20 protein-coding genes, 1 pseudogene and 1 riboswitch are annotated in these 25,540 nt (G+C 43.8%); of the genes and pseudogenes, 13 read left to right on the forward strand and 8 right to left on the reverse strand.

The genetic code is table 11. From position 1 onward, the window contains the following. Window positions 1-220: 220 nt before the first annotated feature. Both VPNCDNU1_RS22765 and VPNCDNU1_RS22770 read left to right on the forward strand, forming a co-directional pair. On the forward strand, window positions 221-1,111 hold the full coding sequence (locus VPNCDNU1_RS22765; protein WP_104402476.1) for a LysR family transcriptional regulator: 891 nt from the start codon (window positions 221-223) through the stop codon (window positions 1,109-1,111). 186 nt (window positions 1,112-1,297) lie between these two features. After that, complete coding sequence (locus VPNCDNU1_RS22770; protein ID WP_104402477.1) at window positions 1,298-2,011, forward strand: SDR family NAD(P)-dependent oxidoreductase; 714 nt, start codon at window positions 1,298-1,300, stop codon at window positions 2,009-2,011. A gap of 112 nt (window positions 2,012-2,123) precedes the next feature. Here the strand turns inward: VPNCDNU1_RS22770 and VPNCDNU1_RS22775 are convergent, their stop codons facing one another. Then, entirely contained in the window at window positions 2,124-3,278 is a 1,155-nt protein-coding gene (locus VPNCDNU1_RS22775; protein ID WP_104402478.1) for an aminotransferase-like domain-containing protein, read from the reverse strand. A 128-nt stretch (window positions 3,279-3,406) separates the two neighbouring features. Between VPNCDNU1_RS22775 and VPNCDNU1_RS22780 the strand changes: the two genes are divergently transcribed. The 9 genes and pseudogenes from VPNCDNU1_RS22780 (at window position 3,407) to VPNCDNU1_RS22820 (ending at window position 12,354) form a co-directional block, all read left to right on the forward strand. After that, a complete protein-coding gene (locus VPNCDNU1_RS22780; protein ID WP_104402479.1) occupies window positions 3,407-4,276 on the forward strand; it encodes an AraC family transcriptional regulator in 870 nt (289 codons plus the stop codon). Between the two features lie 140 nt (window positions 4,277-4,416). Beyond that, window positions 4,417-4,514: riboswitch (TPP riboswitch) on the forward strand. Between the two features lie 74 nt (window positions 4,515-4,588). Next, window positions 4,589-5,440 (forward strand): bifunctional hydroxymethylpyrimidine kinase/phosphomethylpyrimidine kinase, encoded by an 852-nt coding sequence (thiD, locus tag VPNCDNU1_RS22785; RefSeq protein WP_104402480.1) that lies wholly within the window; start codon window positions 4,589-4,591, stop codon window positions 5,438-5,440. 19 nt (window positions 5,441-5,459) lie between these two features. Continuing rightward, window positions 5,460-6,251: an ABC transporter ATP-binding protein gene (locus VPNCDNU1_RS22790; RefSeq protein ID WP_104402579.1), complete on the forward strand. Its 792-nt coding sequence runs from the start codon at window positions 5,460-5,462 to the stop codon at window positions 6,249-6,251. A 100-nt stretch (window positions 6,252-6,351) separates the two neighbouring features. Beyond that, window positions 6,352-7,074: pseudogene (locus tag VPNCDNU1_RS22795) on the forward strand (ABC transporter permease); the annotation flags it as partial. An 18-nt stretch (window positions 7,075-7,092) separates the two neighbouring features. Beyond that, window positions 7,093-8,079: an ABC transporter substrate-binding protein gene (locus VPNCDNU1_RS22800; RefSeq protein WP_371410808.1), complete on the forward strand. Its 987-nt coding sequence runs from the start codon at window positions 7,093-7,095 to the stop codon at window positions 8,077-8,079. Window positions 8,080-8,092: 13 nt separating this feature from the next. Further along, complete coding sequence (gene tenA, locus VPNCDNU1_RS22805) at window positions 8,093-8,770, forward strand: thiaminase II (RefSeq protein ID WP_104402483.1); 678 nt, start codon at window positions 8,093-8,095, stop codon at window positions 8,768-8,770. Then, complete coding sequence (gene thiM, locus VPNCDNU1_RS22810; protein ID WP_104402484.1) at window positions 8,767-9,552, forward strand: hydroxyethylthiazole kinase; 786 nt, start codon at window positions 8,767-8,769, stop codon at window positions 9,550-9,552. The genes tenA and thiM overlap by 4 nt, the downstream gene beginning before the upstream one ends. A gap of 88 nt (window positions 9,553-9,640) precedes the next feature. Continuing rightward, complete coding sequence (gene thiE, locus VPNCDNU1_RS22815; protein WP_104402485.1) at window positions 9,641-10,267, forward strand: thiamine phosphate synthase; 627 nt, start codon at window positions 9,641-9,643, stop codon at window positions 10,265-10,267. Between the two features lie 143 nt (window positions 10,268-10,410). Further along, window positions 10,411-12,354 carry a tetratricopeptide repeat-containing diguanylate cyclase gene (locus VPNCDNU1_RS22820; protein WP_104402486.1) on the forward strand — a complete coding sequence of 648 codons (1,944 nt, stop codon included), beginning with the start codon at window positions 10,411-10,413 and terminating at the stop codon, window positions 12,352-12,354. Between the two features lie 38 nt (window positions 12,355-12,392). Here VPNCDNU1_RS22820 and VPNCDNU1_RS22825 read toward each other — a convergent pair whose 3' ends face one another. From VPNCDNU1_RS22825 to VPNCDNU1_RS22840, 4 genes are all read right to left on the reverse strand, one after another. After that, complete coding sequence (locus VPNCDNU1_RS22825) at window positions 12,393-13,325, reverse strand: class I SAM-dependent methyltransferase (protein WP_104402580.1); 933 nt, start codon at window positions 13,323-13,325, stop codon at window positions 12,393-12,395. Further along, window positions 13,322-14,020: a TIGR01621 family pseudouridine synthase gene (locus VPNCDNU1_RS22830; RefSeq protein WP_104402487.1), complete on the reverse strand. Its 699-nt coding sequence runs from the start codon at window positions 14,018-14,020 to the stop codon at window positions 13,322-13,324. Before VPNCDNU1_RS22830 ends, VPNCDNU1_RS22825 begins: the two co-directional genes overlap by 4 nt. 206 nt (window positions 14,021-14,226) lie before the next feature. Then, window positions 14,227-15,849 carry a methyl-accepting chemotaxis protein gene (locus tag VPNCDNU1_RS22835; RefSeq protein ID WP_104402488.1) on the reverse strand — a complete coding sequence of 541 codons (1,623 nt, stop codon included), beginning with the start codon at window positions 15,847-15,849 and terminating at the stop codon, window positions 14,227-14,229. A gap of 247 nt (window positions 15,850-16,096) precedes the next feature. Then, window positions 16,097-17,431, reverse strand: coding sequence for a sodium-dependent transporter (locus tag VPNCDNU1_RS22840; RefSeq protein ID WP_104402489.1), 1,335 nt, complete (start codon window positions 17,429-17,431; stop codon window positions 16,097-16,099). Window positions 17,432-17,862: 431 nt separating this feature from the next. On the opposite strand from VPNCDNU1_RS22840, the gene cls reads away from it, so the two are divergent. Both cls and VPNCDNU1_RS22850 read left to right on the forward strand, forming a co-directional pair. After that, complete coding sequence (gene cls, locus VPNCDNU1_RS22845; protein WP_104402490.1) at window positions 17,863-19,317, forward strand: cardiolipin synthase; 1,455 nt, start codon at window positions 17,863-17,865, stop codon at window positions 19,315-19,317. Between the two features lie 75 nt (window positions 19,318-19,392). Continuing rightward, complete coding sequence (locus VPNCDNU1_RS22850) at window positions 19,393-20,601, forward strand: cystathionine beta-lyase (protein ID WP_104402491.1); 1,209 nt, start codon at window positions 19,393-19,395, stop codon at window positions 20,599-20,601. An 81-nt stretch (window positions 20,602-20,682) separates the two neighbouring features. Here the strand turns inward: VPNCDNU1_RS22850 and VPNCDNU1_RS22855 are convergent, their stop codons facing one another. From VPNCDNU1_RS22855 to VPNCDNU1_RS22865, 3 genes are all read right to left on the reverse strand, one after another. Then, window positions 20,683-21,237, reverse strand: a complete 555-nt coding sequence (locus VPNCDNU1_RS22855; RefSeq protein WP_104402492.1) for a DNA-3-methyladenine glycosylase I — start codon at window positions 21,235-21,237, stop codon at window positions 20,683-20,685. 133 nt (window positions 21,238-21,370) lie between these two features. After that, window positions 21,371-24,463 (reverse strand): efflux RND transporter permease subunit, encoded by a 3,093-nt coding sequence (locus VPNCDNU1_RS22860; protein ID WP_104402493.1) that lies wholly within the window; start codon window positions 24,461-24,463, stop codon window positions 21,371-21,373. Then, window positions 24,460-25,539: an efflux RND transporter periplasmic adaptor subunit gene (locus VPNCDNU1_RS22865; RefSeq protein ID WP_104402494.1), complete on the reverse strand. Its 1,080-nt coding sequence runs from the start codon at window positions 25,537-25,539 to the stop codon at window positions 24,460-24,462. The genes VPNCDNU1_RS22860 and VPNCDNU1_RS22865 overlap by 4 nt, the downstream gene beginning before the upstream one ends. Window position 25,540: the final 1 nt, after the last annotated feature.

The raw sequence follows: 25,540 nt of genomic DNA on the forward strand, positions 1-25,540 counted from the left end.
TTTCTGCCGATTTTTGCTTTTTAGCGGTCTGAATTACAGACACAGGATTTGAATTAGTTTGACTCATATACTGCGCTTTCCTTTTCATACGGACTTGCTTTTGGGGCTAAAGCCGGTGAGCTTCACAAAGATGTCTATTTCTTTACCTTAATTATGCTATGGTTATTCATGTAAATTAAATGTTATTATCCTATAACTTCTATAACTTTTAATTATTGCCATGAACTTAATACAGCTTAAGCTTTTCAGTGATTTAGCTCGTGAACAGAGTTTTGTTAAAGTGGCTAAGTTGAACCACATTAGCCAGCCTGCCGTAAGTGTCCATGTTAAAAAACTTGAAGATGCACTTGGTCAGCAGCTACTTTCTCGTACTTCTCAAACGACCCAGTTGACCCCTGAGGGACTGCTTATTTTGGAAGATGTGCGAGAAATTCTGCGCTTATGCGAGAACATCAAAATAAAATCAAATTACAGTACTGGTGTTTTAGAAGGGCACATTCGAATAGCCGCTATACATAGTGTAGGCATGTATGAGCTGGGAGACTTTCTTTCTGGTTTTATGAAGGCATTTCCTAAAGTCTGTGTTCATTTAGAGTACGAACACAGTGAAGCGATTTATGAAGCGGTTCGAAAGGAAAAAATCGACATCGGTATTGTGGCTTACCCAAAGCCAAACCATCTAATCGAGTCCATTCCATTTTCAGAAGATGAGTTGGTGTTGGTCACGGGAAAGAAACACAGGCTCAGCGGTAAAAAATCCATTTCCATTCAGCAGCTAAAAAATGAGCCTTTTGTAGCATTTGGAGAAGGTATTCCAACACGCGTTGTTATAGATAAGCTTTTGCAAGATAGTAACGTCGATGTGAACATCCGAAAGACACACAATAATGTATACACTCTAAAAAAAGCGGTGGAAGCGGAGATTGGGGTTTCTATTTTGCCAAATGAAACCGTTAAAGAAGAAGTTTCAAAAGGTACGCTTCATCGCATCCGTGTAACCGACATCGATTCAAAGCGCCCTCTTTCAATTATCCGCCTTGCAGCTAAAGACATATCCACACCATTAGAAGTATTCATCAAAGAGCTGCTCAATTTTGCCGAAAAAACATAAGATTGGAATAAGGATCTGTTGATCTTTCAAGATAAATTTAGCGGTGATTTAACACTCCCTTTTGAAACCCTCAACCTGTGATATATTGGCGAAACGCGATTCCGCCGATTTTTGTATTGCTTGCTACGCGAGGAATCACGCCAACCAAAATAGATCGAATCTAATAAATACTCGAAAGGTAAACTCATGGTAAAACATGCCATCATCACAGGTGCTAGCCGTGGCATTGGAAAAGCGCTTGCACTATATTTCGCAGGGCAAGGATATTCACTCAGCTTAATTGCAAAAAGCAAAGATAACTTGGTTACTGCCCGCACCGAAATACTAGAGCTGAACCCAAAGATCGATATAGATATTTTCCCAGTGGACTTTGCGCAGCCAGAAAAAGTAGAGCAAACACTGAAGCAGATCTTGAACGTGCACCCACGCGTTGATGTATTGGTAAACAGTGCTGGCATTTTAACCGCTGGCAACATTGATGTTTCTTTGGAAGCACTGTCTACACTGATAAACATCAACCTTGTCTCTACAATTCAAGTGACAAATCAAATTGCGCAGCAAATGAAAAAGCAAGGACACGGGCATATTTTTAACCTCGGCTCAACGGCTGGGTTATCTCCTGTGAGTAAAATTGCTGCCTACTCTGCTTCAAAAGCCGCAATCGTTAGCTACACCGAGTCGCTCTATACAGAAATGTTGCCTTGTGGCGTACAAGTTTGCTGCTTATGCCCGAGCGTGGTCGATACGGATATGACAAACGATGGTCGCATTGATAATGCAGAAAAAATTGAAATCGATGACCTGTCGAAAGCGGTCAACTTTGTTATGAATCTTTCTTCCGGTGCGGCAATGGCAATGCTCCCTATTCGATGCAAAGTCATTGATTTAGAAAAAGCCTAATTGAAATAAGCATAGGTAGAGCTGTTCTAAAGAACATAAAGGTGACATTTTAAAAACGCAAAGGGTGAACAGATTGTCTGTTCACCCTTTTTTGTCTCGTCAATCAAACACGTTAACAAACCACCTTGTTCAGCCCGGTAGCCAGTCGTTTTACGGCTTCGACCAATTCATCTTCATTGGCGTTGGTAAAATTCAGTCGAATTGCGGATTTTTGCCCTTCATTGCTTGGATAAAAAACAGGGCTTGGTACAACCGCTACACCATTTTCTAATAAGCTTTTCGCAAGCTCGTAGCTATCACATTCAGGTAGCGTAACCCAGATGAACATCCCACCCTGAACAGCTTGTGCATCACAACTTGATGGAAGATGCGTATCCAACGCCTTCTTTAAGCATAAGTAACGTTGGCGGTATAAATGTCGAATCGCTGTTAAGTGTTGCTCGAAATCATTGTGCGTTAGTAACCCCAAAAGCACCGCTTGCATGGGGACACTAGAATGCAAATCTGCACCCTGTTTAATTTTGATAAGTGGTTCTAGATATTCTTGTTTTCCGGTCACAACACCCATACGTAAACCTGGAGAGGCAATTTTAGAAAATGATCTTAAAACAATGGAATGTTGCGGACAAAAATCTGAAACCATAGGTAATGCATCACCTTCAAACCTGAGCTCTCGGTATGGCGCATCTTCTATAAACGCCACATTATGTTGCTTACAGAGTTCAGCGACACTTTTGCGTATCTCTAACGACCAGCAAACTCCGGTTGGGTTGTGGAAATCGGGCACCGCATAAAACATTTTGGGTTGCTCAGATACAAAGCACGCTTCAAGCTCTTGAAGGTTTGGCCCATCCGCCCCCTGTGACACCGTCACTATATTAGCTTGCACAAAACCAAAAACTTGCATAGCACCAAGGTAACTAGGCGCTTCCATGACTACTTTATCGCCAGGGTTAACGTAGGCTCTTGCAATCAAATCTAGACCTTGTTGCGAACCTGTGCACACCATTGCTTGGTGTGTCTCTGGCAATTCATAAGCGGAGGATAAGTAATCCAGTAACGGTGGGTAACCGGCCGTTAACCCATATTGAAAAACATTGGGCTGATCAGAAAGCTGCTCCAAGACGGGCTTCATCAATGAAATGGGAAACGTCGATTCGTCGGGCAAACCACCGGCGAGCGATATCACGCTTTTGTCGCTCGCCGCACTTAAAATTTCACGAATATACGATGACTGGACTTGTTTTAACGATTGAGCGACTTCCATTTTTGTTCCGTTTCAGTATTGGGTACTGTCATTGATATTACGCACAGTTGTAAATATTTGTTTGTCCATTTATGCTTATCATTATGTCCATTTATGCTAATTGTTATTTCTGAAGAGAGCACCTAGTTATGAACTCACAGCATGTCTCACGCATCAACGATGTTCTCTTTCATATACACCAAGACATTAGTGAAACTCTAAGTGTCAAAGAGCTTATGTCGATTGCCGCATACTCTGAACAGCACTTTCACCGAGTGTTTAAGAGTGTTGTTGGTGAATCCATTCACCAATATATTCGACGAACGAGAATGGAGTACGCAGCAAACCAATTGATGTTCGATACCAACTCGCCCATTCTGGATATAGCCACACACTGTGGGTTTGCCTCTCTCTCTTCTTTCAGCCGCGCATTTAAAGCGACGTTTGATATGTCACCAGGCGAATGGCGTAAGCATGATTTGAAAATATCCGATAAACCCTATCTAAAGGATGCAGAAATCGCGCGGGGGTATGAACGTGTATCGCAGCGCAAATTACCCGCCCCAAAAATAACGGACGTCCCAGATAGAATGGCCGCTTATGTAAGACACAGTGGTTATAGCCGCTCCATTCGAAATGCGTGGCTGACGCTGCAAGCGTGGGCAAACAGCGAGGATGTGACGTTCACCCATCAATATGGCTTGCACCACTCAAATCCAGCTTGGGTCGAGCTTGATCAATGCCGATACGTCGCCTGTGTTGGTATAACGGAGCCACTAAAATATCGTGGAGTGGTTAACCAAATGGTGATTCCCGGAGGGTTACACGCCGTATTTCGTTTAACGGGGATTTATGGCGAACTGCTTCCTCAAATTAGCGCCGTGTTAGAAAACTGGCTACCAAAATCAGGCTTTAAACTTCGCTCCACACCGGCTTATGTGCATTATCATAAAAACCATTTTCTCAATGATGATGAAGCATTCGAACTCGACTTTTATCTTCCAGTACGTTTCTTTTAGCCCTAAAGATACGCATAAAAATGCATTTACTACGCCTTTAACCTCTCAACCCTTAATGACAATTAGCTCAATTATTAGACATGCGAATCATACTGAGGATCAATTCGTTGCCCTTTTAACAAGAATTGATATCATCGCGAAATAAATAGTCGGGGAGCCTTTGGGCTGAGATCGCATAGCGAGACCCGTTGAACCTGATTCAGTTAACACTGACGTAGGGAACTATACCTCTCACTTTCGATGGATTGATCTCGGCACCGATCCACTCTCAAGTCAGAAAAGTTCTCGCGCGTCTGTATGCGGGAGCGTTATATGACATTTTCTAATCAAGCAAGCACAAGCCATACTGGTGATACGCCCATCGTTTTAACCATTGCGGGTTCGGACAGTGGCGGCGGCGCGGGTATTCAAGCCGATATCAAAGCCATTTCGGCGACAGGCAGCTTCGCTTGTTCCGCAATTACTGCCATTACCTCACAAAATACACGTGGTGTTTCCGCTATTTTCCCTATTCCTTTGGATCATGTAGCAAGCCAGTTAGATGCCGTGTTTTCCGATCTCAATGTGATTTCGGTAAAAGTCGGAATGCTGGCCGATTCTGGCATCATAAAAGTCGTCGCTGACAAGATTAGGCAATATCAACCGAAACATTTGGTCGTCGACCCTGTAATGGTTGCCACCAGCGGAGATTTACTGCTTGAAGAAAGTGCCATCAGCACTCTAAAAACAGAGCTCCTTCCGCTTGCCGATGTCATTACGCCAAACTTACCTGAAGGTGCAACGTTAACGGGATCTCCGGTGCCAACAACATTGTCAGAAATGGATCAAATGGTCGAAAAGCTTAGAGCACTTGGTTGTTCTTCTGTTTTGCTTAAAGGCGGTCATTTGGAAAGCGACAGTAACAGTGATGACTTGCTTATTTTTTCGGAGTCCGTAGAAACGTTATCCGCAAAAAGGGTGGATACGAAAAACACTCATGGCACGGGCTGTACGTTATCTTCTGCGATCGCTTCCTACCTTGCCCAAGGTCACGACCTAATTTCCGCTGCTACCTTAGCAAAGTCTTATATTTCTCAAGCCATCCAGCATTCTGATGAGTTAGATATTGGTATAGGACACGGGCCGGTTCATCACTTCTTTAATGGACACTCAGATGTACGGTGACAAACCGGAGTTTTCCGCCATGACTGGGAAGGGCTTTCACTTAAAAATTGAAGAAGGTCACCTCCAGTATATCGATGCCAAAGCACCGACGCTTTCGGGTTTCAACATGACTATTCCTATAGGGGAATGGACATGCCTTCTCGGTAGAAGCGGTTGTGGAAAAAGTACTTTGTTGCGCTATCTAGCAGGTTTGCTTAATGAGAAAGCAAATTGGGATGGGCAGGTTGTGTTGGAATCGGTGGAGCATCGTAAAGCGGTTGCCATTCATGATCAAATTGCCTATATGGGACAACAAGATTTATTGATGCCTTGGTTATCGGCACTGGATAATGTTTTGATCAGTACTCGTTTTTCTGGTTTTGATACTGTGGGCACTGCGAGTAATTGTAAAAACGAACAAAGAGAAAAAGCACTCCATCTCCTTAATCAAGTTGGATTATTCGATAAACAGTCTCTTCTCCCACAAACGATGTCTGGAGGGATGCGACAACGTGTCGCTATTGCCCGAACTTTAATGCAAGACAAGCCAATCGTGCTTATGGATGAACCCTTCTCCGCTCTCGATGCAGTGAACCGACATAAGTTACAAAACCTAGCTTGCGAATTACTAAAAGATAAAACCGTGTTACTCATTACCCACGATCCTCAAGAAGCCATTCGACTAGCTTCCAAGCTTTACATTATGCACAACACCCCTACTCAAGCACAGTCACTTCCCTTGCCCGTTTCGGCGGTGCCTAGAAAGCTCGACGCCGAATGCGCTGCGCTACAACAAAGCATTATTGAAAGGTTGGAAAAAGATTATGAATAGCTCCAACCAAACAGATACATCACAATCAAAGGCATTATCAAAAGCCCTGTCTTTATCGAAAACCATTAGGCATAGCGATAACGTTACGTATCCGATTATCCGCGCAATCATTAGCGTTGGAGTGATGTTCGGGATTTGGCAGGCGATTGTCGTCATCTTCGCTATGCCATCGTTCATTCTTCCAGCGCCGTTGGACGTATTTGAGCGGCTGATACAAAGGCAAGATGTCCTGTTAAAACACACTTGGGTTACCGCACAAGAAATCTTACTTGGGTTACTGCTCGGGCTTTCAATGGGGCTGGTTTTTGCGCTTCAAATGCTGATGTTCAATCCACTAAAGCGTTGGCTACTTCCCATTCTCGTCGCCAGCCAAGCTGTTCCCGTGTTTGCTATAGCGCCTGTTTTAATGCTTTGGCTCGGCTACGGAATCACATCAAAAGTTGTGATGGCAGCCATCATCATTTTCTTCCCTGTTACCACTTGTTGCTATGACGGTCTGAGAAATACGCCAACAGGGTATTTGGATTTGGCAAAAACCATGGGCGCTTCAAAATGGCAAACACTACGCCACATTCAGCTGCCAGCTTCGTTACCTACCCTCGCATCGGGAATACGTGTGGCCGTTGTGGTTGCGCCAATCGGCGCGGTATGTGGTGAATGGGTTGGGTCTAGCGAAGGTCTGGGTTATCTCATGTTGCAAGCCAATGCTCGAATGATGATCGATGAAATGTTTGCGGCGCTCTTTATTTTGTCTGCTTTGTCTGTGTCTTTGTATTTCATTGCTGACGAAGCACTTAAAAAACTTATCCCTTGGGAAGGGTAAACGTATCCCACGATTTCAATGCCTAATTTGGGTATATCTTATAAGGAAAATATTTTGAAAAAGAACAACATTATCAGTGCAATAGCACTTGCTGCCTCTGCATTCTCATTTAACGTAAGCGCAGAAGAAAAAAAACTCACCTTAATGCTCGATTGGTTTGTAAACCCTAATCATGGCCCTATTGTTATCGCTAAAGAGCGCGGTTACTTTAAAGAAGAAGGCTTAAAAGTGGAGGTTCAAGAACCTGCTGATCCAAGCACACCACCGAAGCTGGTCGCTGCAAACAAAGTTGATCTTGCGATTTCTTACCAACCCAACCTCACGATTGATGTAGCAGCAGGTCTGCCTTTAATTCGCTCCGCAACATTGGTTGCTACACCATTAAATACGCTTACGGTCTTGAATAACAAGAAAATAGATAGCTTGAGCGATCTTAAAGGAAAGAAAATCGGTATCGCGATAGCGGGTAATGAAGAGGTCACAATAGGCACCATGCTCGAAACTGGTAATGTAAAATACAGCGACGTAGAAATCATCAATGTAGGTTGGGCACTCTCTTCCTCTTTAGCTTCTGGAAAAGTTGATGCTATTTGGGGTGGATTCCGCAACTTTGAAAGCAACCAGTTAGCACTTGAAGGCTATGAAGCGAAAGCGTTTTTCCCAGAAGAACATGGCGTACCCACTTACGACGAGCTAGTTTTTGTTGCCAACGCAAAAACGCACGACAAAGAGGCAATCAAGGCATTTAACCGTGCGTTAGAAAAAGCCACCACATACATCGTGAACCACCCTAAACAGTCTTGGAATGAGTTTGTGGCATATTCGCCAGACACACTCAACAACGAACTGAACAAACGCGCTTGGAACGACACGCTAACACGCTTTGCACTGCGCCCATCAGCAGTCGATCACAAACGATACGACGATTACGCCCAGTTCATGTTTGACAAGAAAATCATTCAATCACTACCTAAAGCTGAAGACTACGTCCCAAGCTTCAACTGATTGAGGTATCACTATGAATCATCAAGACTTGATCCAAGCATGCCGCAGTGACTGGGAAGAATACACCAAGCATTCATTTGTTCAGCAATTGGCTAATGGTTCGCTCGAGCAACCTTGCTATATGCACTATTTGAAGCAGGATTTTCTATTCTTAAAACAATATGCTCGCGCATACGCACTTGCTATTTATAAAGCGAGAACCTTGGAAGACATGCGGGACGCGCTACCCAGCGTTCATGCTCTACTAGATTCAGAGATCGGTCATCATGTCTCATATTGTAAGGAATGGGGGCTAAACGAAGCCGACTTGGAAGCCGAAGCGGAAGATTTCGGCACTGTCGCCTACACTCGTTATGTGTTAGACGCAGGAATGACAGGCGATCTCATCGATTTGTATGCAGCTCTTGCACCTTGCTCTATTGGATATGCAGAAATCGGTCGACAACTGTTGAACGACCCTGCAACAAAAATAGAAGGGAACCCCTACGCAAGCTGGATTCAGCTATATGGCGGTGAAGAATTCCAACAAAGTGTCGCACAAGGTACGAAAACCATTGATAAGCTTCTGGCGGAAGTAGAGCTCGATAGCCCTCGTGGTAGAAACCTGATTCAGGTGTTTAAAACCGCAACCCGTATGGAAGTGGCATTCTGGCAACAAGGGCTGAATGCGATCAAGGACGGAAAGATATGAATACTCAAGACATAGCAAAGGCACTCAGTGCCGTTAGAGACAATAAACCTCTCGTCGTAAATATCACTAACTATGTGGTGATGAACAATACAGCGAATGCGCTGCTCGCCATTGGTGCATCGCCAATCATGGCGCATTCCCGTGAAGAGCTAGCAGAAATGATGACGTTCTGTGGTGCACTTGTCATTAATATAGGCACACTAGACAGTGTTTGGATTCCGCGTATGCAGTATGCGGTCGATCAAGCAAACAAAAATGGTAAAGTCGTCATACTTGATCCGGTAGGATGTGGCGCAAGCACCATTCGAACTAAAATCTCGCGCGAACTAGCTCAATCAGCTAATAAACTGATCATTCGTGGTAATGCTTCAGAGATCATCGCCATGGCGGGTGAGCAGGCTCAGAGCAAAGGTGTCGATGCATTGGATAGCAGTGACACTGCCGTTGGTGCAGCAAATCACTTAGCTAAGGCGTTAAACTGCAATGTCGTGGTATCAGGAGAGGTCGACTACGTTGTCACACCATCGAAGATCTACACGCTATCGAATGGTCACGCAATGATGCCGTACGTTACGGGAATGGGCTGTACCATGAGCGCATTAACCGGTGCTTTTGCAGCAATTGGTGATGAAACTGGGTTATCAGCGGCTGCCGTCTTAGGTGTTGCAGGTGAAATCGCGGCAGAAAACGCCACAGGTCCTGGCAGCTTACAAGTCTCCTTGCTTGATACCCTGTATCAACTCGATGAAAAAACCTTGATTGAACGGCTGAAGTTGTCATAGCAATCTGGTGGCAATTCACTAAAGAGCGTTGTATTACAGCGCTTTTTTAACACCTCATTCTACTCACCAAACTCATTGAGGATACGGTATGAGCCCCTACACTCTCTACCTAGTCACAGACGATAAACAGGACATCGATACATTTTCATCAGTGCTAACTGAAGCCGTGAAAGGTGGTGTCACTATGGTACAAGTCCGTGAGAAACATGGAGATGTCCGCGCTTTTATCGAAAGAGCCTTGTGCGCTAAGTCGATACTTACTGGCACGGGAGTTCCACTCATTATTAATGATCGAGTGGATGTGGCACTTGCGGTCGATGCCGACGGTGTTCACCTCGGTCAATCCGATATGCCAGTAACCCTCGCCCGAAAGCTACTCGGTGAAGACAAAATCTTGGGTTTATCAGTGGAAAGCAAATCGCAGCTCGAAGAAGCAAAAATGTTGCCTGTCGATTATCTCGGAATCAGTGCCATTTTTTCAACGCCAACAAAGTCTGACGTAAAGTACGAATGGGGAATAGAAGGATTGGTTCATGCAGTAAAAGAGAGCCCATTTCCAACCGTTGCGATTGGAGGGATCAATGAATCCAATCTAGTGGATGTTGTGACCACTGGGGTCCACGGCATTGCTTTGGTCTCTGCGATATGTCATGCGCCAAGCCCAAAAGTTGCTACTGAGAATCTTCTTTCCAAAATTCTTTCTGCACAAAAATAAGAAGACAGATGAGAATTGAGTCAAATCTGAGCTTCAAGAGAACAATCAATCTAGAGATAACACGCATACCGTTCATAATGTTGTAAGTGCATGGTTGGCATAGTACCATTTGGCAGCCTTGGTACTGCCGGAACTGTTCATCAATGGGAAAACGTGCGTTATATATAACCGCCTTTTTGGGCTTGAGCTTCCTCAGTATTTTAACTGCTTATGTTGTGCTCTTTGAACCCACAATTGAAGATTTGACGGGTGCACAAATCATCGTTTTCCACCCTGAAAACGAATTAAAAGACACGCAAAATGGTCGAGATATTTTGCAAATTAGAAAAACGCTAGATATCTCTACCCTAGAAACGGAACAAGCCCTCCAGGCTTTTGATGCTAAAACCAAACCTTCACTGACTCCTACTGAAGCGGCTTACCGCCTTTTCACTTTACGCAGCTTAGCCAAAGACAAGAAAGAACATCAACTTGCTGAAGAGTACACTCAAAAACTTAATCAGCTTTCAGAACAAGAAGACCTTACATGGCTAACTCTCGTAATGATGATCGACAAAAGTACTAACCTTGGAAGAAGAGGCGAAATTCAACAAGGCACAAAACTTATCAACCAAGCCATTAGGCTTGCTACGGAAAGGCACATTCTCTATCTGTTACCTAAAGCTCATAATACCGCAGGTTTTTTAAGTAACGCTGATAACCAGTTAATGGATGCGCAGCGCCACTTCATGCTTGGAATAGATGTGTCCAAAAAAATCGGAGACGAGAAATTACTCGGCTCGTTTTACAATAACTTGGGGCTACTGTACCTGCACATCGAAAAATGGGACAAAGCTTTGGAGTTTATGGAGAAAGCACGTAAGGTTGCACCTCAACGCAGTCGCGAAAGAAACGGACTTCTTCAACTCATTCATTTGAACGAAGCGTACGTATACTACAAGCTAAACAACGCTGAAAAGCTACGCGAATCTTACTATGCTTCGTTAAAATATTATGATGAGAAAGCGGCCAACCCTAGGCGTAAAATTCTTCAAATAAAAGGGGAAACCCTACTCCATCTTTCGAGCAAGCAATACCTTAAAACCATCGAAGCTTCCAACCGCTGCTTAACCGCACCAGAAATATTTGAGCTACCAATACAACAGGGACAATGCCAGTTAGTTAAATCGAAGGCATTGCAAGAGCTCGGTCATCTTCAAAAAGCGCTTTATAACGTCGATGATTCCATTGCCACCTTTTCTTCTATCAATCACAAGCGCTGGCTAATAAGAGCCTATGAACAAAAAGCGGATATCCTTGAATTACTGGGGAAAGTCGATGATGCACTCGTCATGTACAAACAATACTATGAGCAAGATAAACAGCACTTGTTAAGTAAAGTCTACGATCTGGAACATGCATTTGTAACGCAGCACATTAGACAAGAAAAGGATTTGCTGAACATTCAAAACCAGCTGGGAGCAGCACAATTAGCGAAAGAGAAATTGCGGTTTCAAATCGCCTGCACTTGGATCTTGATCGCTGTAATCGCCATTGTTTACGCCTTTCGCAGAACTTATCATATTAAGAGTGAAAACAAAGAACTGCATGACCTATCGTATATCGACGAACTCACCCAACTCAATAATCGGCGACATTACCAACGTCAATTAACTAGCGACGACATTTTAAGTCGAGAGCAATATTATCAAATCGCCTTATTTGACCTAGACAACTTTAAATCGGTCAATGATACCTTCGGGCATGACGTAGGAGACGAAGTACTTATTGAAACGGCTAAACGCTTGAGCGGTCTTGTATCCAGCGCTGAACTGCTTATCCGCTGGGGAGGTGAAGAGTTTTTGGTATTAATACGATCCGATAATCACTTAGAAACTCGCATCAATGCCATGTTGAAATGCATCAACAGTGAAGCTTTTCTTACGCAAGCTGGAGCGCTCGATATTACTGTCTCCATTGGTATTAGCAAACCGGCTCTTCCAAGTGAGCTTTGCGATAGCGATGATAGCTTTCGCAAAGCGGATCAAAACCTTTATGAAGCTAAACGTTCAGGGAAAAACAGAGCCGTTTTCCCCAAAAGTGAGTAAATCTGAATTCACTATCTAGACGCCCACTTTTCGATGATTTAAGAAAACACCATGGCTTTTAAGCTCGAATTTTCATCTTTATCTTTAAATTCAGGTGGGTTCTCTAATCGGTATTGGTAAGTCAGTGCAGGCGCTTCTCTCTTCATCCCTTCAATTAAGAAGTCGGGGCTTACGCTGGGTGAATTGACGCACGCGAGTACTTCCCCACCCTCTGTGAGTAAATCGGGTAAACGGCGCAAGATCTTTTGATAGTCTTTGGTGAGCGCAAAACTGCCTTTTTGAAATGACGGCGGGTCAATAACGACGATATCATAAGGTCCATACTTCTTTATTTTCCCCCATGATTTAAAAATATCATGCCCCATAAAACTGACGGAATTCAGGTTATGCCCATTTAATTTGTGATTGTCCCTGCCTCGGCTCAAGCTCGATTTCGCCATATCAACGTTAACCACTTGATCGGCTTCACCCTCAATAGCTGCCACTGAAAATCCGCAAGTGTAGGCAAATAGGTTTAGTACCTTTTTGTGCTTTGCGCGCTCACGTACCCAATCCCTGCCAAAGCGCATATCTAGGAATAAGCCAAAATTCTGATTTTTACCCAGCTCCAATTGATACTTTAACCCCGATTCCGTCACTACGGGTTTAAGGTTTGGCTCGCCAAAAATAGCTTCAAATGGCGCACCATCTTGATAACGGTGTTGCAGCAAGATGGCATTCAATCCACGTTGCAGGTATACCTCGTTTTTTGCTAAACCTAGTAACCCAACTTTTAGTTCATTCAGAAATTCGGGATCTACAGATTTGAATAGATGAACAACGAGTTGCCCCTGTAGCCAATCTACGGTGATTTGTTCTAACCCTTCCCAGCATCGCCCGCGGCCATGAAATAAGCGTCTTACCTCATCGGGCGTTTGCTCAATGGCTGAGTCAAGTACAGCCCATAACTGCATAAGAGAGTTCGTTTTCATTTTGTTTTCACTGTTGGCCATATTAGGTTCCAAGGAGTTTTCCACGCCTCTAGGGCTTCTTTTATTACTGGTGACTGCCATTTTTCGCCACAGTGAGCATGTTCGGCAGGGTTACAGAGGAATTCGAAAAGATGGTCATCATACGTAAACCTGAGCGCATACGCATGGAGATACCCGCGGTCCGAGACGGAAGAAGGATGATAAATATCATCGCCAATAATTGGTGAACCTACGGACTTTAATGCCACTCTGATTTGGTGGGTTTTACCTGTGTAAGGCTTACATAAAAATACCCGCTCTCCCGCTTCCCCTGCAGAAGAAAAGAACTGAGTAATAGCAGGGTTAGCTTTACTGCTCATCAACTTCCAACTGGACCGGCGAGAACGTTCCATATCACCGGTAATCGTACCTTGCTTCTTTTTAGGCTTTTTTGCACCAATAGCTAGATAGAATTTTTCTATATCACGCTGCGCAAATAACGATGAGAGCTTACTAGCCGCTTCAGCATGCCTTGCCATTATGAGCATCCCAGATGTCATTTTATCTAAGCGATGGACAAGATAGAGCTGTTCATCCCCTGATACTTTCGCAACCTCAAAAGGCAAGCTAACGTCACCGTCATCTTTGTGCACACTGATACCAAAGTGTTTATTAATAATGAGGAAATCGGAATGGGTATAGAGGATATCAAACATAAATGGCTCCTTCGCAGGCGCTGAATTATAGCGATTCCTACAGAAGAAGCCATTAAATACAGTAAGCTCTTACAAACTTACGTGATTTACAAGCTTAGAAGAATTACCAGCCTAGGTTATTGGAGAACCTCATCTGTTTGAAAACCTAATCTATTTGAAAACCTAAGTTATTGGAGAAACAAAGCTATTGGAAAACCTAAGGCTACTTATGAAATTTTAAACTTCGAGACTAAGCCCTTAAGTTCATTCACACGCTCGCTTAAGCCTGTTACGTCGTGCGTACTGCGATCAACCAGTTGCAATGAGTTCGCAGAAATATCATTTATGGTACTAATGTCGTTAGCAATTTCCTGTGTTACTGCTGTTTGCTCTTCTGTCGCTGTCGCAATAGCAGCAATCATTCCTTGAACTTGGTTTGTACTTGCCACTATCTGATCGAGAGCCGCTCCTGCGCCCGCGCTTTGTTCAACACCCTTCTCAACCAATTCAACGCTATCGGAAGTAGAAGACATCACCTTTTGTGTGCCCTGCTGAATAGCTTGGATAATTTCAGAAACTTCTTGAGTTGCTTGCGTTGTACGCTCGGCAAGAGCGCGAACTTCATCTGCAACGACAGCAAAACCTCTGCCAGACTCACCGGCACGTGCAGCCTCTATAGCCGCATTCAACGCTAGTAAGTTGGTCTGCTCGGCAATGCCTTCAATCACTTTGATAACACTGCCAATTTGCTCACCGTGCTCGTTCAGCTCACGCATACTCACAGACATTTCAGCCATTTGAGTTGATGCTTTCTCGATGCTACCAACCATTCCTAAAATAACATTGCGACCACTTTCCGCTGCATCGCCAGATTGCGAAGCACTGTCTGCGGTTGCGACGCTTTGCTGCGCAACTTCACCAATCGTAAGGGTGAGCTCCTCAGACGCTGTAGAAATCAAGTTCGCCTTATCGGCTTGCTCTGTCGCGCCCTGAGAAATAGAAGTCGTGACCTGAGAGAGATCCGTTGTGACTGTTTCAACTTGCTCACTAACCTGCGAAATAGACGTCAACAGCGTTTTCAATGAACGTTGCATCGCATTGATGGATTCAGCAAGATTTGAGAGCTCATCGCCACTGTTGTCTACAATCTCTTCAGACGTTAGATCGCCATTCGCAATATTTTTTGCAACCGCTTCCAGCTTTTCGATTCGCCCTGTTAAAGAAGAAGACAAACGATAGGCAATAACCAAAGCAATAAATGAACCCACTACCAGTAGCGTAATCATCGTATTGCTCATAGAGGCTAATGAATCATTTAGTGTATTAAGACCGTTTTCAACGTCGCTTTTTTCGGCCGCTGATTCGCGGTCTAGAATTTTTTCCATTGGAGCCATGGTTTTTGATTCTATTGCCATTTTCTTGGCGTACAGCTCTTTCATTTGCTCCGCTGTATTCCCTTCACGACTTGCGATAGGAAACAGGGACTCTATTGAGCGTTTATATTCCGAGCCAAAACTCCTAATTTGATTGACGGTATTTTTCGCGTGGGAGCTCGTTTCAATTTGCGCTAGACTGTTCAGCGCACTTTCAAATTGGCTGTAATTATCAACGAAATCTGATTGTGCCGAGCTATCACCTAGAATGATTCTCAAGGCATCGCGCTGCATGTCTCCAGACTCATCTATCAAGGTCAGGTATAGCTCCATACCCGGGACGTCATCTGTACGAATGGCGTTTTCTAAATCATGTGCAGATTTAACCTGAAAAAAGACGACCGTGACGGATATAGCCATTAAAAATATGATGCTGCCAAAAGCGGCCGACAGTTTTTGCTTGACTGAAAGATTCATAGAGCGTCCTTAAAAAAAGCCCAGTGTAGAGCTTAAAAAAATTAAAATAATAAGAATGGTAGAGCTCATATCATATGCAAGAAAAAGTGTTTCAATAAGTGTTGTAGGTGTACAAAAGCCTACCTACGTTTAGAATGAACTTTACTGCATTAACAATATGACATTCGATTTATATTCGAACACAAAAAAGCCCTAGAAACTAGGGCAGGAATGTTTTTTAATAATCTTATTATTAAGCTGTGATCTTCTACGCAAAGAACACCACAAGCATTAATACAGGGCAAACTACTCGTACATAGATAGGCCAGATTTTCCAAAATACCGAGTTCTCTACTTCAGGGTAACCCTGACGTATTTCTTCAAGTACTTTATTTCTATGCCAAATCCAACCGACAAGCAGTGCCCAAACTAGACCCAATATAGGCTGAGCGTATACAGTTGTTGCCTGTACGACTAAACCAAATAACGAGCCAAAGTTCAGAACGATAATCGCTGAGATTAACGTAATCACTCCACCTATCCATATAACGGCAGCAGTACGGGTTTGCTTTAATTCTTCTATCGCACAAGCAACAGGAACTTCCAACATTGAAATGGATGATGTTAGTGCTGCGATCATCATAAGTGCGAAAAACATCATGCTAGCTACGATGCCGAAGCTGCCCATGGTATCGAACATTGCGGGTAGTACGGTGAACACCAATGTGTCAGAACTTAGTAGAGCGCCAGTTTCATCGAAAATTTGAACACCATGCTGTTTTGCTACAAACATCGCAGGCAAAACAAGCAAACCGGCACAAATGGCGATTCCAGTATCAACAAGGGAAACCTGAACGGCTGTTTTAGGAATGTTGGTATCTTTCTTTAGGTAAGAGCCATACACCATCATGGTTGCAACGCCCAAAGAAAGTGAGAAAAACGCTTGTCCCATCGCACTCACCACTAAATCGGAATTAAAGTGTGAGAAATCAGGAACGAGGTACATTTTAAGCCCTTCGGAAGCGCCTTCTTGAGTAAGAATGTATCCTATCATCACTACAAACAAGACAAGTAGCACAGGCATTAATCGGGTAGACCAACGCTCAATACCATTAGCGACACCGCTTCTTACTACATACATAGTGGCAATCATAAACATGATCATTAGAAACAGGTTTCGGCTATCTCCAAAGCTTGTTAGCCATGTAGATGCCTCATTTAGCCCCACAATTTCTAACGCACTTCCAGCAAACTCACCAAATAGCCACCCTGCAATAATGGCGTAAAAACTGAGAATAAGGGACGCCGCCGTCATTGCTACAATACCTAAAAGAGCTGCACCCATTTTACCATTTGGCCAAACTGCTTTAAGAGATTGAATGGGATTAGATTGACCGTACCGGCCAATGGTGAGTTCTGCTATTAGCATTGGACACGCCAACACAAAAACCATCACAAGATAGGTAATTAAAAATACCGCACCACCATTACTGGCCGCTTGAGTAGGAAACCCCCAAATATTACCTAAACCGACAGCACTGCCCGCTGCTGCCATAATGAAGCCCAATTTAGAAGAAAATTGAGCACGAGATGTTGATGCCATAAATACCGCCTGATTGGATTAGCCTGTGTAAAAATATATTTACACAGACTGAATTTCTTATTTTTAACTGATCGATGGCAAGTAAAACAGTTTGAGACTAGAATTGGAAGCGCACGTAGTCTAATTAGTCAATAATAGCCCACAAAAAAGCATCGTTAGCTTCTTTTTTAATCAAATCTAGTGTTATATCTTAAACAAAATAAAATACGAAAAATTAATTACTACAACAAATTTGTACAATTCGTTTACATATAACCAAGTAACCTCAAGATACTTGGATATAATTGCTCGGTATCATTCTCTTCTCTTCGGGCTATTCCACTCATTTCTCATTCTTAATAGGGATATGCGAGTAGTTGTTGTTTCTTCTTAAGCTCCTTCTGCTTATAGTGGTAGAATAAATTCGTTACCATCCTGATTTGTCGAGGAAAATGGAAAAGTTCTATCAGTTTGTCGCTCTGTTCAGCCTGGTTGCTTATTGGGTGCTCGTTGCAGGGGTTACCGTTCGCGTAGTACTTAAGCGCAGAGCTGTCAGCGTTTCTTTGGCTTGGTTGATGATCATCTACATCATCCCAATCCTTGGCGTTGCATGTTACTTTTTGTTTGGCGAACTGAACCTTGGAAGAAAACGAGCTGAACGCGCTCAACGTATGTTTTCCCCCTACGAATATTGGTTTAATCAGTTACACGATTGCCAAGCTCACCTTCCAGAATTAATGGAAGGACAAATTTCCCAAATTCACGATCTGTGTTCAAATCGTACTGGTATCCCTGCTCTTTGTGGCAATACGCTTTCATTGCAAACTTCTCCTGTAAAAATCCTTCAGTCTGTCATTGAAGATATTAAGTCGGCAAAGCACCACATACGAATGGAGTTCTACATCTGGCACCCCGGTGGATTGGCAGACTCCGTTGCATCCGCTTTGATACAAGCGTCAAAGCGAGGAGTTAAAGTTCAAGTACTTCTCGACTCCGCTGGTAGCCATCGTTTTTTTAAAAGCCATTGGAAAGCCATGATGGAAACAGCAGGCATTGAAGTCATTCATGCACTTGCCGTTTCCCCTATGCGTGTATTCCTACGTCGGTTGGATTTACGTCAACACCGAAAAATCATTGTGGTGGATGACGAAGTTGCTTACACCGGTTCAATGAACATGGTCGACCCTGCGCATTTCAAACAAGGTGCAGGTGTCGGGCAATGGATCGACGTCATGGTCCGAATTTCTGGACCAACCGTTAATGTTTTGTCGGCCATTCACGCATGGGATTGGGAAGTAGAAACAGGTAAACGAGAATTTCCCACCTTCCCTCATTGTCCTGTTGATCAAGAAAATGGTCTGCACCCAGTTCAAGTTGTTCCATCGGGTCCTGGGATGCCTGAAAACCTAATTCAACAAGTTATGATTCTTTCCATCAATCAGGCGAAAGAATCCGTCAGAATCACTACACCCTACTTTGTCCCAAGCGATCAGTTACTAGAGACGCTGAAAATGACGGCACAACGCGGTGTTAAAGTGCAACTTATTATTCCCCACCGCAATGATTCCATTATGGTGAAATGGGCATCTAAGGCGTTTTATAGCGAGTTGTTAAATTCAGGTATTGAAATCTATGAATTCCGCGGCGGTTTATTACACACCAAATCGGTCGTCATCGATCAACATCAATGCTTGATTGGTACAGTAAACCTAGATATGCGTAGTCTTTGGCTGAACTTCGAAGTAACTTTAGCTGTAGATGACGCTTCTTTCACAAAAGAGCTTTACTGGCTTCAAGAGTCTTACATCGAAAATGCGCATAAAATCGAGTCGGCTACATGGTCGGAGCGAGGAATTGTCCATCGAATTTTTGAACGTGCCTATTTCTTACTCAGCCCCCTTCTTTAAAGGGAAATAACACTTGCGTTCCCCCCTCTTAAAATGGTTTAAATAGAGTAAATTTTAATGGGACAAGGAAAAAGAATGTCTGAGAAATACCAGACCAAGCTGGTCACAGCAGGACGCAGTAAGAAATGGACAAATGGCGTAGTTAACCCTCCAGTACAGCGTGCATCAACGGTCGTTTTCAATACGGTTGCAGAAAAACATAAAGCCACTTCAGAGCGCCAAGGGCACACCCTTTTTTATGGACGAAGAGGCACTCAGACACATTTTGCTTTCCAAGAAGCTATGGTTGAAATCGAAGGTGGTGCTGGCTGTGCACTGTACCCTTGTGGCACAGCAGCAATTACCAGCGCTATTCTTTCCTTTGTTGAGTCTGGTGATCATATATTAATGGTCGACACCTGCTATGAGCCAACACGTGATTTCTGCAACGTGATGCTAAAAAAAATGGGTGTCGAGACAACCTATTACGACCCAATGATCGGAGAAGGAATTCGCGACCTCATTCAACCAAACACTAAAATTTTATTCACCGAATCCCCTGGCTCTATCACCATGGAAGTGCAGGATTTGCCTACTTTGTCCAAAATTGCTCACGAAAGCGACATTATTGTTATGCTGGACAATACATGGGGAGCGGGCGTTAACCTTTCTCCATTTGAGTACGGTGTGGACATTTCCATTCAAGCAGCCACAAAATACATTGTGGGTCACTCCGACGTTATGCTAGGCACTGCAGTCGCTTCAGAGAAGTACTGGGATCAACTTCGTGAACAAAGCTACTTGCTTGGGCAATGTGTCTCTCCCGATGATGCTTATTTAGGTCTACGAGGTCTGCGTACATTGGATGTTCGTTTGCGCCAACACCACGAGAACAGCTTTAAAGTTGCCAAATGGTTAGAGTCTCGCCCCGAGGTGGACCATGTAAGACATCCGGCTCTAGAATCTTGTCCTGGTCATGAGTTCTATAAACGCGATTTCAAAGGCTCAAATGGCTTGTTTTCATTCGTACTGAAATCCTCTTACCCTCGAGCCACAACAGCACTATTGGATGGCATGAAGCACTTTAGCATGGGCTATTCATGGGGTGGATTTGAAAGCTTGATTTTGGCAAATGAACCTAAGAGCTTTAACTACCTAAGGACAGTCGCCAACCCTAATTTTGAAGGGACATTGATCCGTTTACATATAGGCTTAGAAGATACGGATGATTTGATCGCCGATCTAGAAGCGGGATTAGAGCGCTACAATGCCATTGTTCTAGAAAAAGCAACGTTGGGGCAATGATACCTTTTCCAAATGAAAACCCCAGCACTGCTGCTGGGGTTCTAATACAATATACGCCTTACGGTTGCTAGATCAGATTATTCAGTATTTAGGGCAGTCTACTGTATGATCGTTCACCATCCCAACTGCCTGCATAAACGCATAACAGATGGTTTCACCAACAAACTTAAAGCCACGTTTTTTTAAAAACTTACTCATCTCTTTTGACTGTTCTGTTGACGCTGGCACTTGATCCGCGGACGTCCATTTATTGACCTTTGGTTTACCATCAACAAATTGCCAAAGCGCATTCGATAGAGAACCAAATTCCTTTTGAAGCTCTATGGTTGCACGCGCATTACTGTATACAGAAGCGATTTTTCCTTTGTGTCTAACGACGTCATAGTTTTCTAAAACATGCGCTACTTTAATTTCATCGTACGTAGCCAACTTTTCAATGTCGTAATTTTCGAAGGCGCTTCGATACCCTTCACGCTTTTTCAAAATAGTTATCCAGCTTAAACCAGCTTGCGCGCCTTCAAGCGTGATAAATTCGAATAAAACTTGGTCGTCATAGACAGGCACACCCCATTCAGTATCGTGATATGCCCTTTCCAATTCATGATTAGTCGCCCACGCACACGTCGTATCTGTCATGCCATTTCCTTAAAGTTCAACTTCTGTCTTAACAGTTTAATACCCAAGTAGCATCCATTCCAAGTAACCTAAAAATACAGTTAGCCCACCGTGAGGTGGGCTAACATCTATGGCGTACTATCTACGTGCTGGCTTAGCTTTCAACCTTCACTCTATGGAATAGACGATACAACACTGGTACGACAATAAGTGTCAGTACTGTCGCAAAACCCAATCCAAACATGATCGTTACCGCCATTGGTTTAAAGAAAATGTCTGGCAAGAGTGGAACAAGCCCTAAAATGGTCGTAATTGCCGCCATACATACAGGCCTTACACGGCTCAACGCAGCATCAACCACCGCAATATACGGATCCTTACCCGACTTCATCTCAATCTCAATTTGATCCAGAAGAACAATACCATTCTTCAACAGCATCCCAGACAAACTTAAGAAGCCCAAAAGCGCCATAAAACCAAATGGTGTATCGAACAGCAACAAACCACACGTTACACCAATGACTGCTAATGGAACGGTCAGCCATACGATCAATGGCTCCTTCACTGAATTGAACAAGAACACTGTGATCAAGAACATGAATAGGTAGCCAAGAGGCATCGTCTTAAACAGGGATTCCTGCGCATCACGAGATGACTCGTACTCACCGCCCCATTCTAGATAATAACCTGAAGGCATTTCAATGGCTTCAATCTGGGACATGAGTCGTTTCTGTAGCGTCGAGGCAGTTTCTTCTCCTAATGGATCTGGGTCTGCCATTACCGTAAGCATTCGCTTGCGATCTTTTCTTACAATCAACGGGTCTTCCCAGCGAATGTCGTAGCCCAATGTGACTTGCTGCAACGGAATAAACTCACTTAGAGCTGGGCTCCAAATTTTCATCCCCTCGATGTTTCTCAAATCGACGCGTTCTTCTTCTGGTAGGCGAGATACGATAGGCATTAACGTTGTGCCATCGCGATACACACCTATATTTTTACCAGAAAATGACATCATAAGAAGCTCATCAACATCTGACTTGGTGATACCGTAACGGCGTGCCTGACTTTCGTTAAAGACGGGTTCCAGCACTTTGGTTCTTTCTCGCCAATCATGGCGAATGTTGTGCGTTCCTTTATCGGCATTCATTATGTCGATAACTTCTGCAGCAATACGTCGAAGCACTGTTGGATCGGATCCCACAACTCTCGCTTCAATCTTTGCACCACCGCCAGGACCAAGCTCAATGCGTTTTAGCTTATAGTTAATCTCTGGGAAATTAGCCTCAATGTATTCGCGTAAAGCTCCCATCAATGGATCAAGCTTCTCATGGCTGGTTACTCTAGTAGTAATTTCACCATAAGCCGCGTATGCCTTTTCAGGAGCATAGGTCAACATAAAGCGCTGTAAGCCTTGACCAGCTGTAGTGGTTATATGTTCTACACCCTCTTCTTGCTCTAGCCAATCCGCGATCACTTTCAACTTGGTGTTTGTCGCTCTTATATCCGTTCCTTCGGGCATCCAAACGTCAACCATAAACATCGGCGTTGTCGATGATGGGAAGAACGATTGCTTGATTTTAGTGAATCCGTATAGCGAGACGATCAAAGCAACGACAAGTACAACAACAGTCAACCATGCGCGCTTCATACAAAATTCTAAGAAACCGCGGTAAAGCACAAATACCATACCGTTATACGGGTCTGAAGGCTCTTTACTCTTGTCAGTTTTCTGCTCTTTAAAGAACATATCTGCGAAGAAAGGCGTCAGTGAAATCGCGGTAAACCAACTCAGCATCAGTGAAATCAACAGAACCGTAAACAAGGTCCCACAATATTCACCCGTCGCATCGTCAGACAAACCGATTGGAGCAAAAGCCGTAACAGCAATAACCGTAGCACCAAGAAGTGGCCATTTGGTTTGGGTTACAATATCTGTCGCAGCCTGTAACCTCGTTCGACCTTTTTGGGTGCCGATGAGTATCCCTTCCACAACCACAATCGCATTATCCACCAGCATCCCTAGTGCGATGACCAAAGCACCCAGTGAAATACGTTGTAAATCTATGGCTAGATACTTCATAAATATGAAGGTACCAAATACCGTCAATAACAGAATCAAGCCGATTAACAAGCCAGATCGCAGCCCCATAAAGAACAGAAGCACAACAATAACAATCGCTACAGCTTGCCCTAAGCTGACCACAAATCCGCTAACCGATTTATCTACCTCTTTCGGCTGGCTGTATATTTCTGATATTTCAATTCCGATGGGTTGCTGGTATTTCAGCTCGGCTAACCGACGGTCAAACCTTTCGCCTACTTCAACAACATTTACACCTTGGCTAAACGACACGCCTAAATTCAGCGCAACATGACCATTGTAAGTAATGATATTTTTAGGAACATCTACGTATCCACGCTTTATCTCGGCGACATCTCGTAAAAAGATTAGCCCTTGAGCGCCCCCTTCCGTCAGAATCAAATCACCAAGCTTATCGACGTTTTCGAACTCACCTGTTGGCTGAATACGGATATATTCATCGCCGATTCGAATCGCTCCGGCATCACTGACGGTGTTCTGGGTGGATAGAAGATTGAATACCGTGCTTGGCGCAATTCCTAATGTACTCATTCTCTTCATTGAAATCTCAATGAACACTTGCTCTTGCTGTTGCCCCGATACATTCACTTTACCGACGCCATCAACAAGCTCTAAATCTCGGCGAAGGTAGTCGACATAATCCAGCAACTCCTTGTATGTGTAACCATCCCCTGTAACAGCAAGCAGAATTCCGTAAACATCCCCAAAGTCATCAATAACTTGAGTAGGGTTAACACCAGGAGGCAGTTGAGACTGGGTATCGTTCACTTTACGACGAAGTTCATCCCATATTTGTGGCAAATCGTCGGGACCATAATTACTTTTCATCGTCACACTGATTTGCGATAACCCACGTGAAGATGTCGAATTAACTTCATCTACATAAGTTAACTGCTGGATGGCTTTTTCTAGCGGGTAAGTGACTTCCTCTTCAACCTGAAGTGGAGTAGCACCCGGGTAAGACGTTATGATCATGGCATCTTTAATGGTGAATGCCGGATCTTCCAAACGACCTAACCCAAAGAACGCCGATACACCACCAATCAAAAAGATAAGTGCTACCATCCAGCTGATCACGCGGTTTTTAATGAAATACGCAGCGACGCCTTTCTCTTCAGGATTTAGTGGCTGGTTTGCATTACTCATTGACCTGCCCCCTGCTTGACTAATTCTACTTTCATACCATTACGCAATCTCGCAACACCAGCGGTTACAATCCGCTGCCCCTGCTCTAATCCCTCGATTATTTGAACTTCGCTCAGGTTTACTTTCCCAGTTACGATCGGTGTTTTTTGCGCAATATTGTTTTCGTCTATTACCCAAACAAACTTATTGTTCCGGTCCAAATTATCACCGTCGCTATTGAATATCGCTTCAATGGGAGCGCTAATTCCTAGACGGAAATTAAGCCCCTGGTTTTGACCTTGTGCCGCTACTTCAACAGCCATACCATCCAGAATAATGGTGTCGTCCGGCATTGGCATAGTAAGCGTTACGTTGTAAGTCGCGGTTTTAGGGTCAGGCTCGGTGGTGTATTCCTTAATTACCGCAGGGTATTCCACCCCTTCTTTCAAACGCACGACAACTTGAATGTTTTCAATATCCAAATCTTTAGGCTGTGCAACAAACAATCTGTCTGGTATCTGCACTAACACATCCACTTGCTCTGTGCTGTGTATATTCACGATGTGCTGACCAACTTGAATATTTTCAAACTGATCAACGTTAACGCGAGAAATGATCCCCGACATCGGAGCAAGTAGTTTGGTAAAAGAAAGATGAAGTTTGGCGAGTTCAAGTTCAGCTAATGCTATTTCTCTTTGAGCAGCAAGTTCATCAAATTGCGATTGCGCTAGAAGCCCCTTTTTAACCAAAGGCTCTGACCGACGATATTGACTATCCGCAACAGAGAACTTTGCCTGAGCGTTATTAACTTTCAATTGGTAGTCGGTAGGATCAAGCTGCGCGATAACTTGCCCTTTTTTAACGCGATCACCTTCCTTTGCAGTTAATTTACTGATTTCGCCAGACACTCGAAAACTCAGCGCGGATTTGTCGGCCGCCTCAGCGACGGCTGGGAAAAACATTTGTTCTTTTTGAATGGACTCTCCGAGTTCAACGACTTTCACTCTGGGCAAAGGCTTATCTTCCACCGCAGTAACTTGACCGCAACCCGACAATATAGATACCGCAAGTAATGTTAAAGGTACTTTAATATTCATA

The sequence above is a fragment of the Vibrio penaeicida genome (assembly GCF_002933855.1).
In the GTDB taxonomy this organism is placed as follows: Bacteria; Pseudomonadota; Gammaproteobacteria; order Enterobacterales; family Vibrionaceae; genus Vibrio; species Vibrio penaeicida_A.

What these genes read in the sequence shown, in the direction of transcription:
- VPNCDNU1_RS22790 (WP_104402579.1), top strand. Translation starts at nt 5,460, where the DNA reads ATGACTGGGAAGGGCTTTCACTTAAAAATTGAAGAAGGTCACCTCCAG.
- tenA (WP_104402483.1), top strand. Translation starts at nt 8,093, where the DNA reads ATGAATCATCAAGACTTGATCCAAGCATGCCGCAGTGACTGGGAAGAA.
- thiE (WP_104402485.1), top strand. Translation starts at nt 9,641, where the DNA reads ATGAGCCCCTACACTCTCTACCTAGTCACAGACGATAAACAGGACATC.
- VPNCDNU1_RS22850 (WP_104402491.1), top strand. Translation starts at nt 19,393, where the DNA reads ATGTCTGAGAAATACCAGACCAAGCTGGTCACAGCAGGACGCAGTAAG.
- VPNCDNU1_RS22820 (WP_104402486.1), top strand. Translation starts at nt 10,411, where the DNA reads ATGGGAAAACGTGCGTTATATATAACCGCCTTTTTGGGCTTGAGCTTC.
- VPNCDNU1_RS22825 (WP_104402580.1), bottom strand. Translation starts at nt 13,325, where the DNA reads ATGAAAACGAACTCTCTTATGCAGTTATGGGCTGTACTTGACTCAGCC.
- VPNCDNU1_RS22780 (WP_104402479.1), top strand. Translation starts at nt 3,407, where the DNA reads ATGAACTCACAGCATGTCTCACGCATCAACGATGTTCTCTTTCATATA.
- VPNCDNU1_RS22770 (WP_104402477.1), top strand. Translation starts at nt 1,298, where the DNA reads ATGGTAAAACATGCCATCATCACAGGTGCTAGCCGTGGCATTGGAAAA.
- VPNCDNU1_RS22830 (WP_104402487.1), bottom strand. Translation starts at nt 14,020, where the DNA reads ATGTTTGATATCCTCTATACCCATTCCGATTTCCTCATTATTAATAAA.
- VPNCDNU1_RS22865 (WP_104402494.1), bottom strand. Translation starts at nt 25,539, where the DNA reads ATGAATATTAAAGTACCTTTAACATTACTTGCGGTATCTATATTGTCG.
- VPNCDNU1_RS22765 (WP_104402476.1), top strand. Translation starts at nt 221, where the DNA reads ATGAACTTAATACAGCTTAAGCTTTTCAGTGATTTAGCTCGTGAACAG.
- VPNCDNU1_RS22860 (WP_104402493.1), bottom strand. Translation starts at nt 24,463, where the DNA reads ATGAGTAATGCAAACCAGCCACTAAATCCTGAAGAGAAAGGCGTCGCT.
- cls (WP_104402490.1), top strand. Translation starts at nt 17,863, where the DNA reads ATGGAAAAGTTCTATCAGTTTGTCGCTCTGTTCAGCCTGGTTGCTTAT.
- VPNCDNU1_RS22840 (WP_104402489.1), bottom strand. Translation starts at nt 17,431, where the DNA reads ATGGCATCAACATCTCGTGCTCAATTTTCTTCTAAATTGGGCTTCATT.
- VPNCDNU1_RS22800 (WP_371410808.1), top strand. Translation starts at nt 7,093, where the DNA reads ATGCCTAATTTGGGTATATCTTATAAGGAAAATATTTTGAAAAAGAAC.
- thiM (WP_104402484.1), top strand. Translation starts at nt 8,767, where the DNA reads ATGAATACTCAAGACATAGCAAAGGCACTCAGTGCCGTTAGAGACAAT.
- VPNCDNU1_RS22775 (WP_104402478.1), bottom strand. Translation starts at nt 3,278, where the DNA reads ATGGAAGTCGCTCAATCGTTAAAACAAGTCCAGTCATCGTATATTCGT.
- VPNCDNU1_RS22855 (WP_104402492.1), bottom strand. Translation starts at nt 21,237, where the DNA reads ATGACAGATACGACGTGTGCGTGGGCGACTAATCATGAATTGGAAAGG.
- VPNCDNU1_RS22835 (WP_104402488.1), bottom strand. Translation starts at nt 15,849, where the DNA reads ATGAATCTTTCAGTCAAGCAAAAACTGTCGGCCGCTTTTGGCAGCATC.
- thiD (WP_104402480.1), top strand. Translation starts at nt 4,589, where the DNA reads ATGACATTTTCTAATCAAGCAAGCACAAGCCATACTGGTGATACGCCC.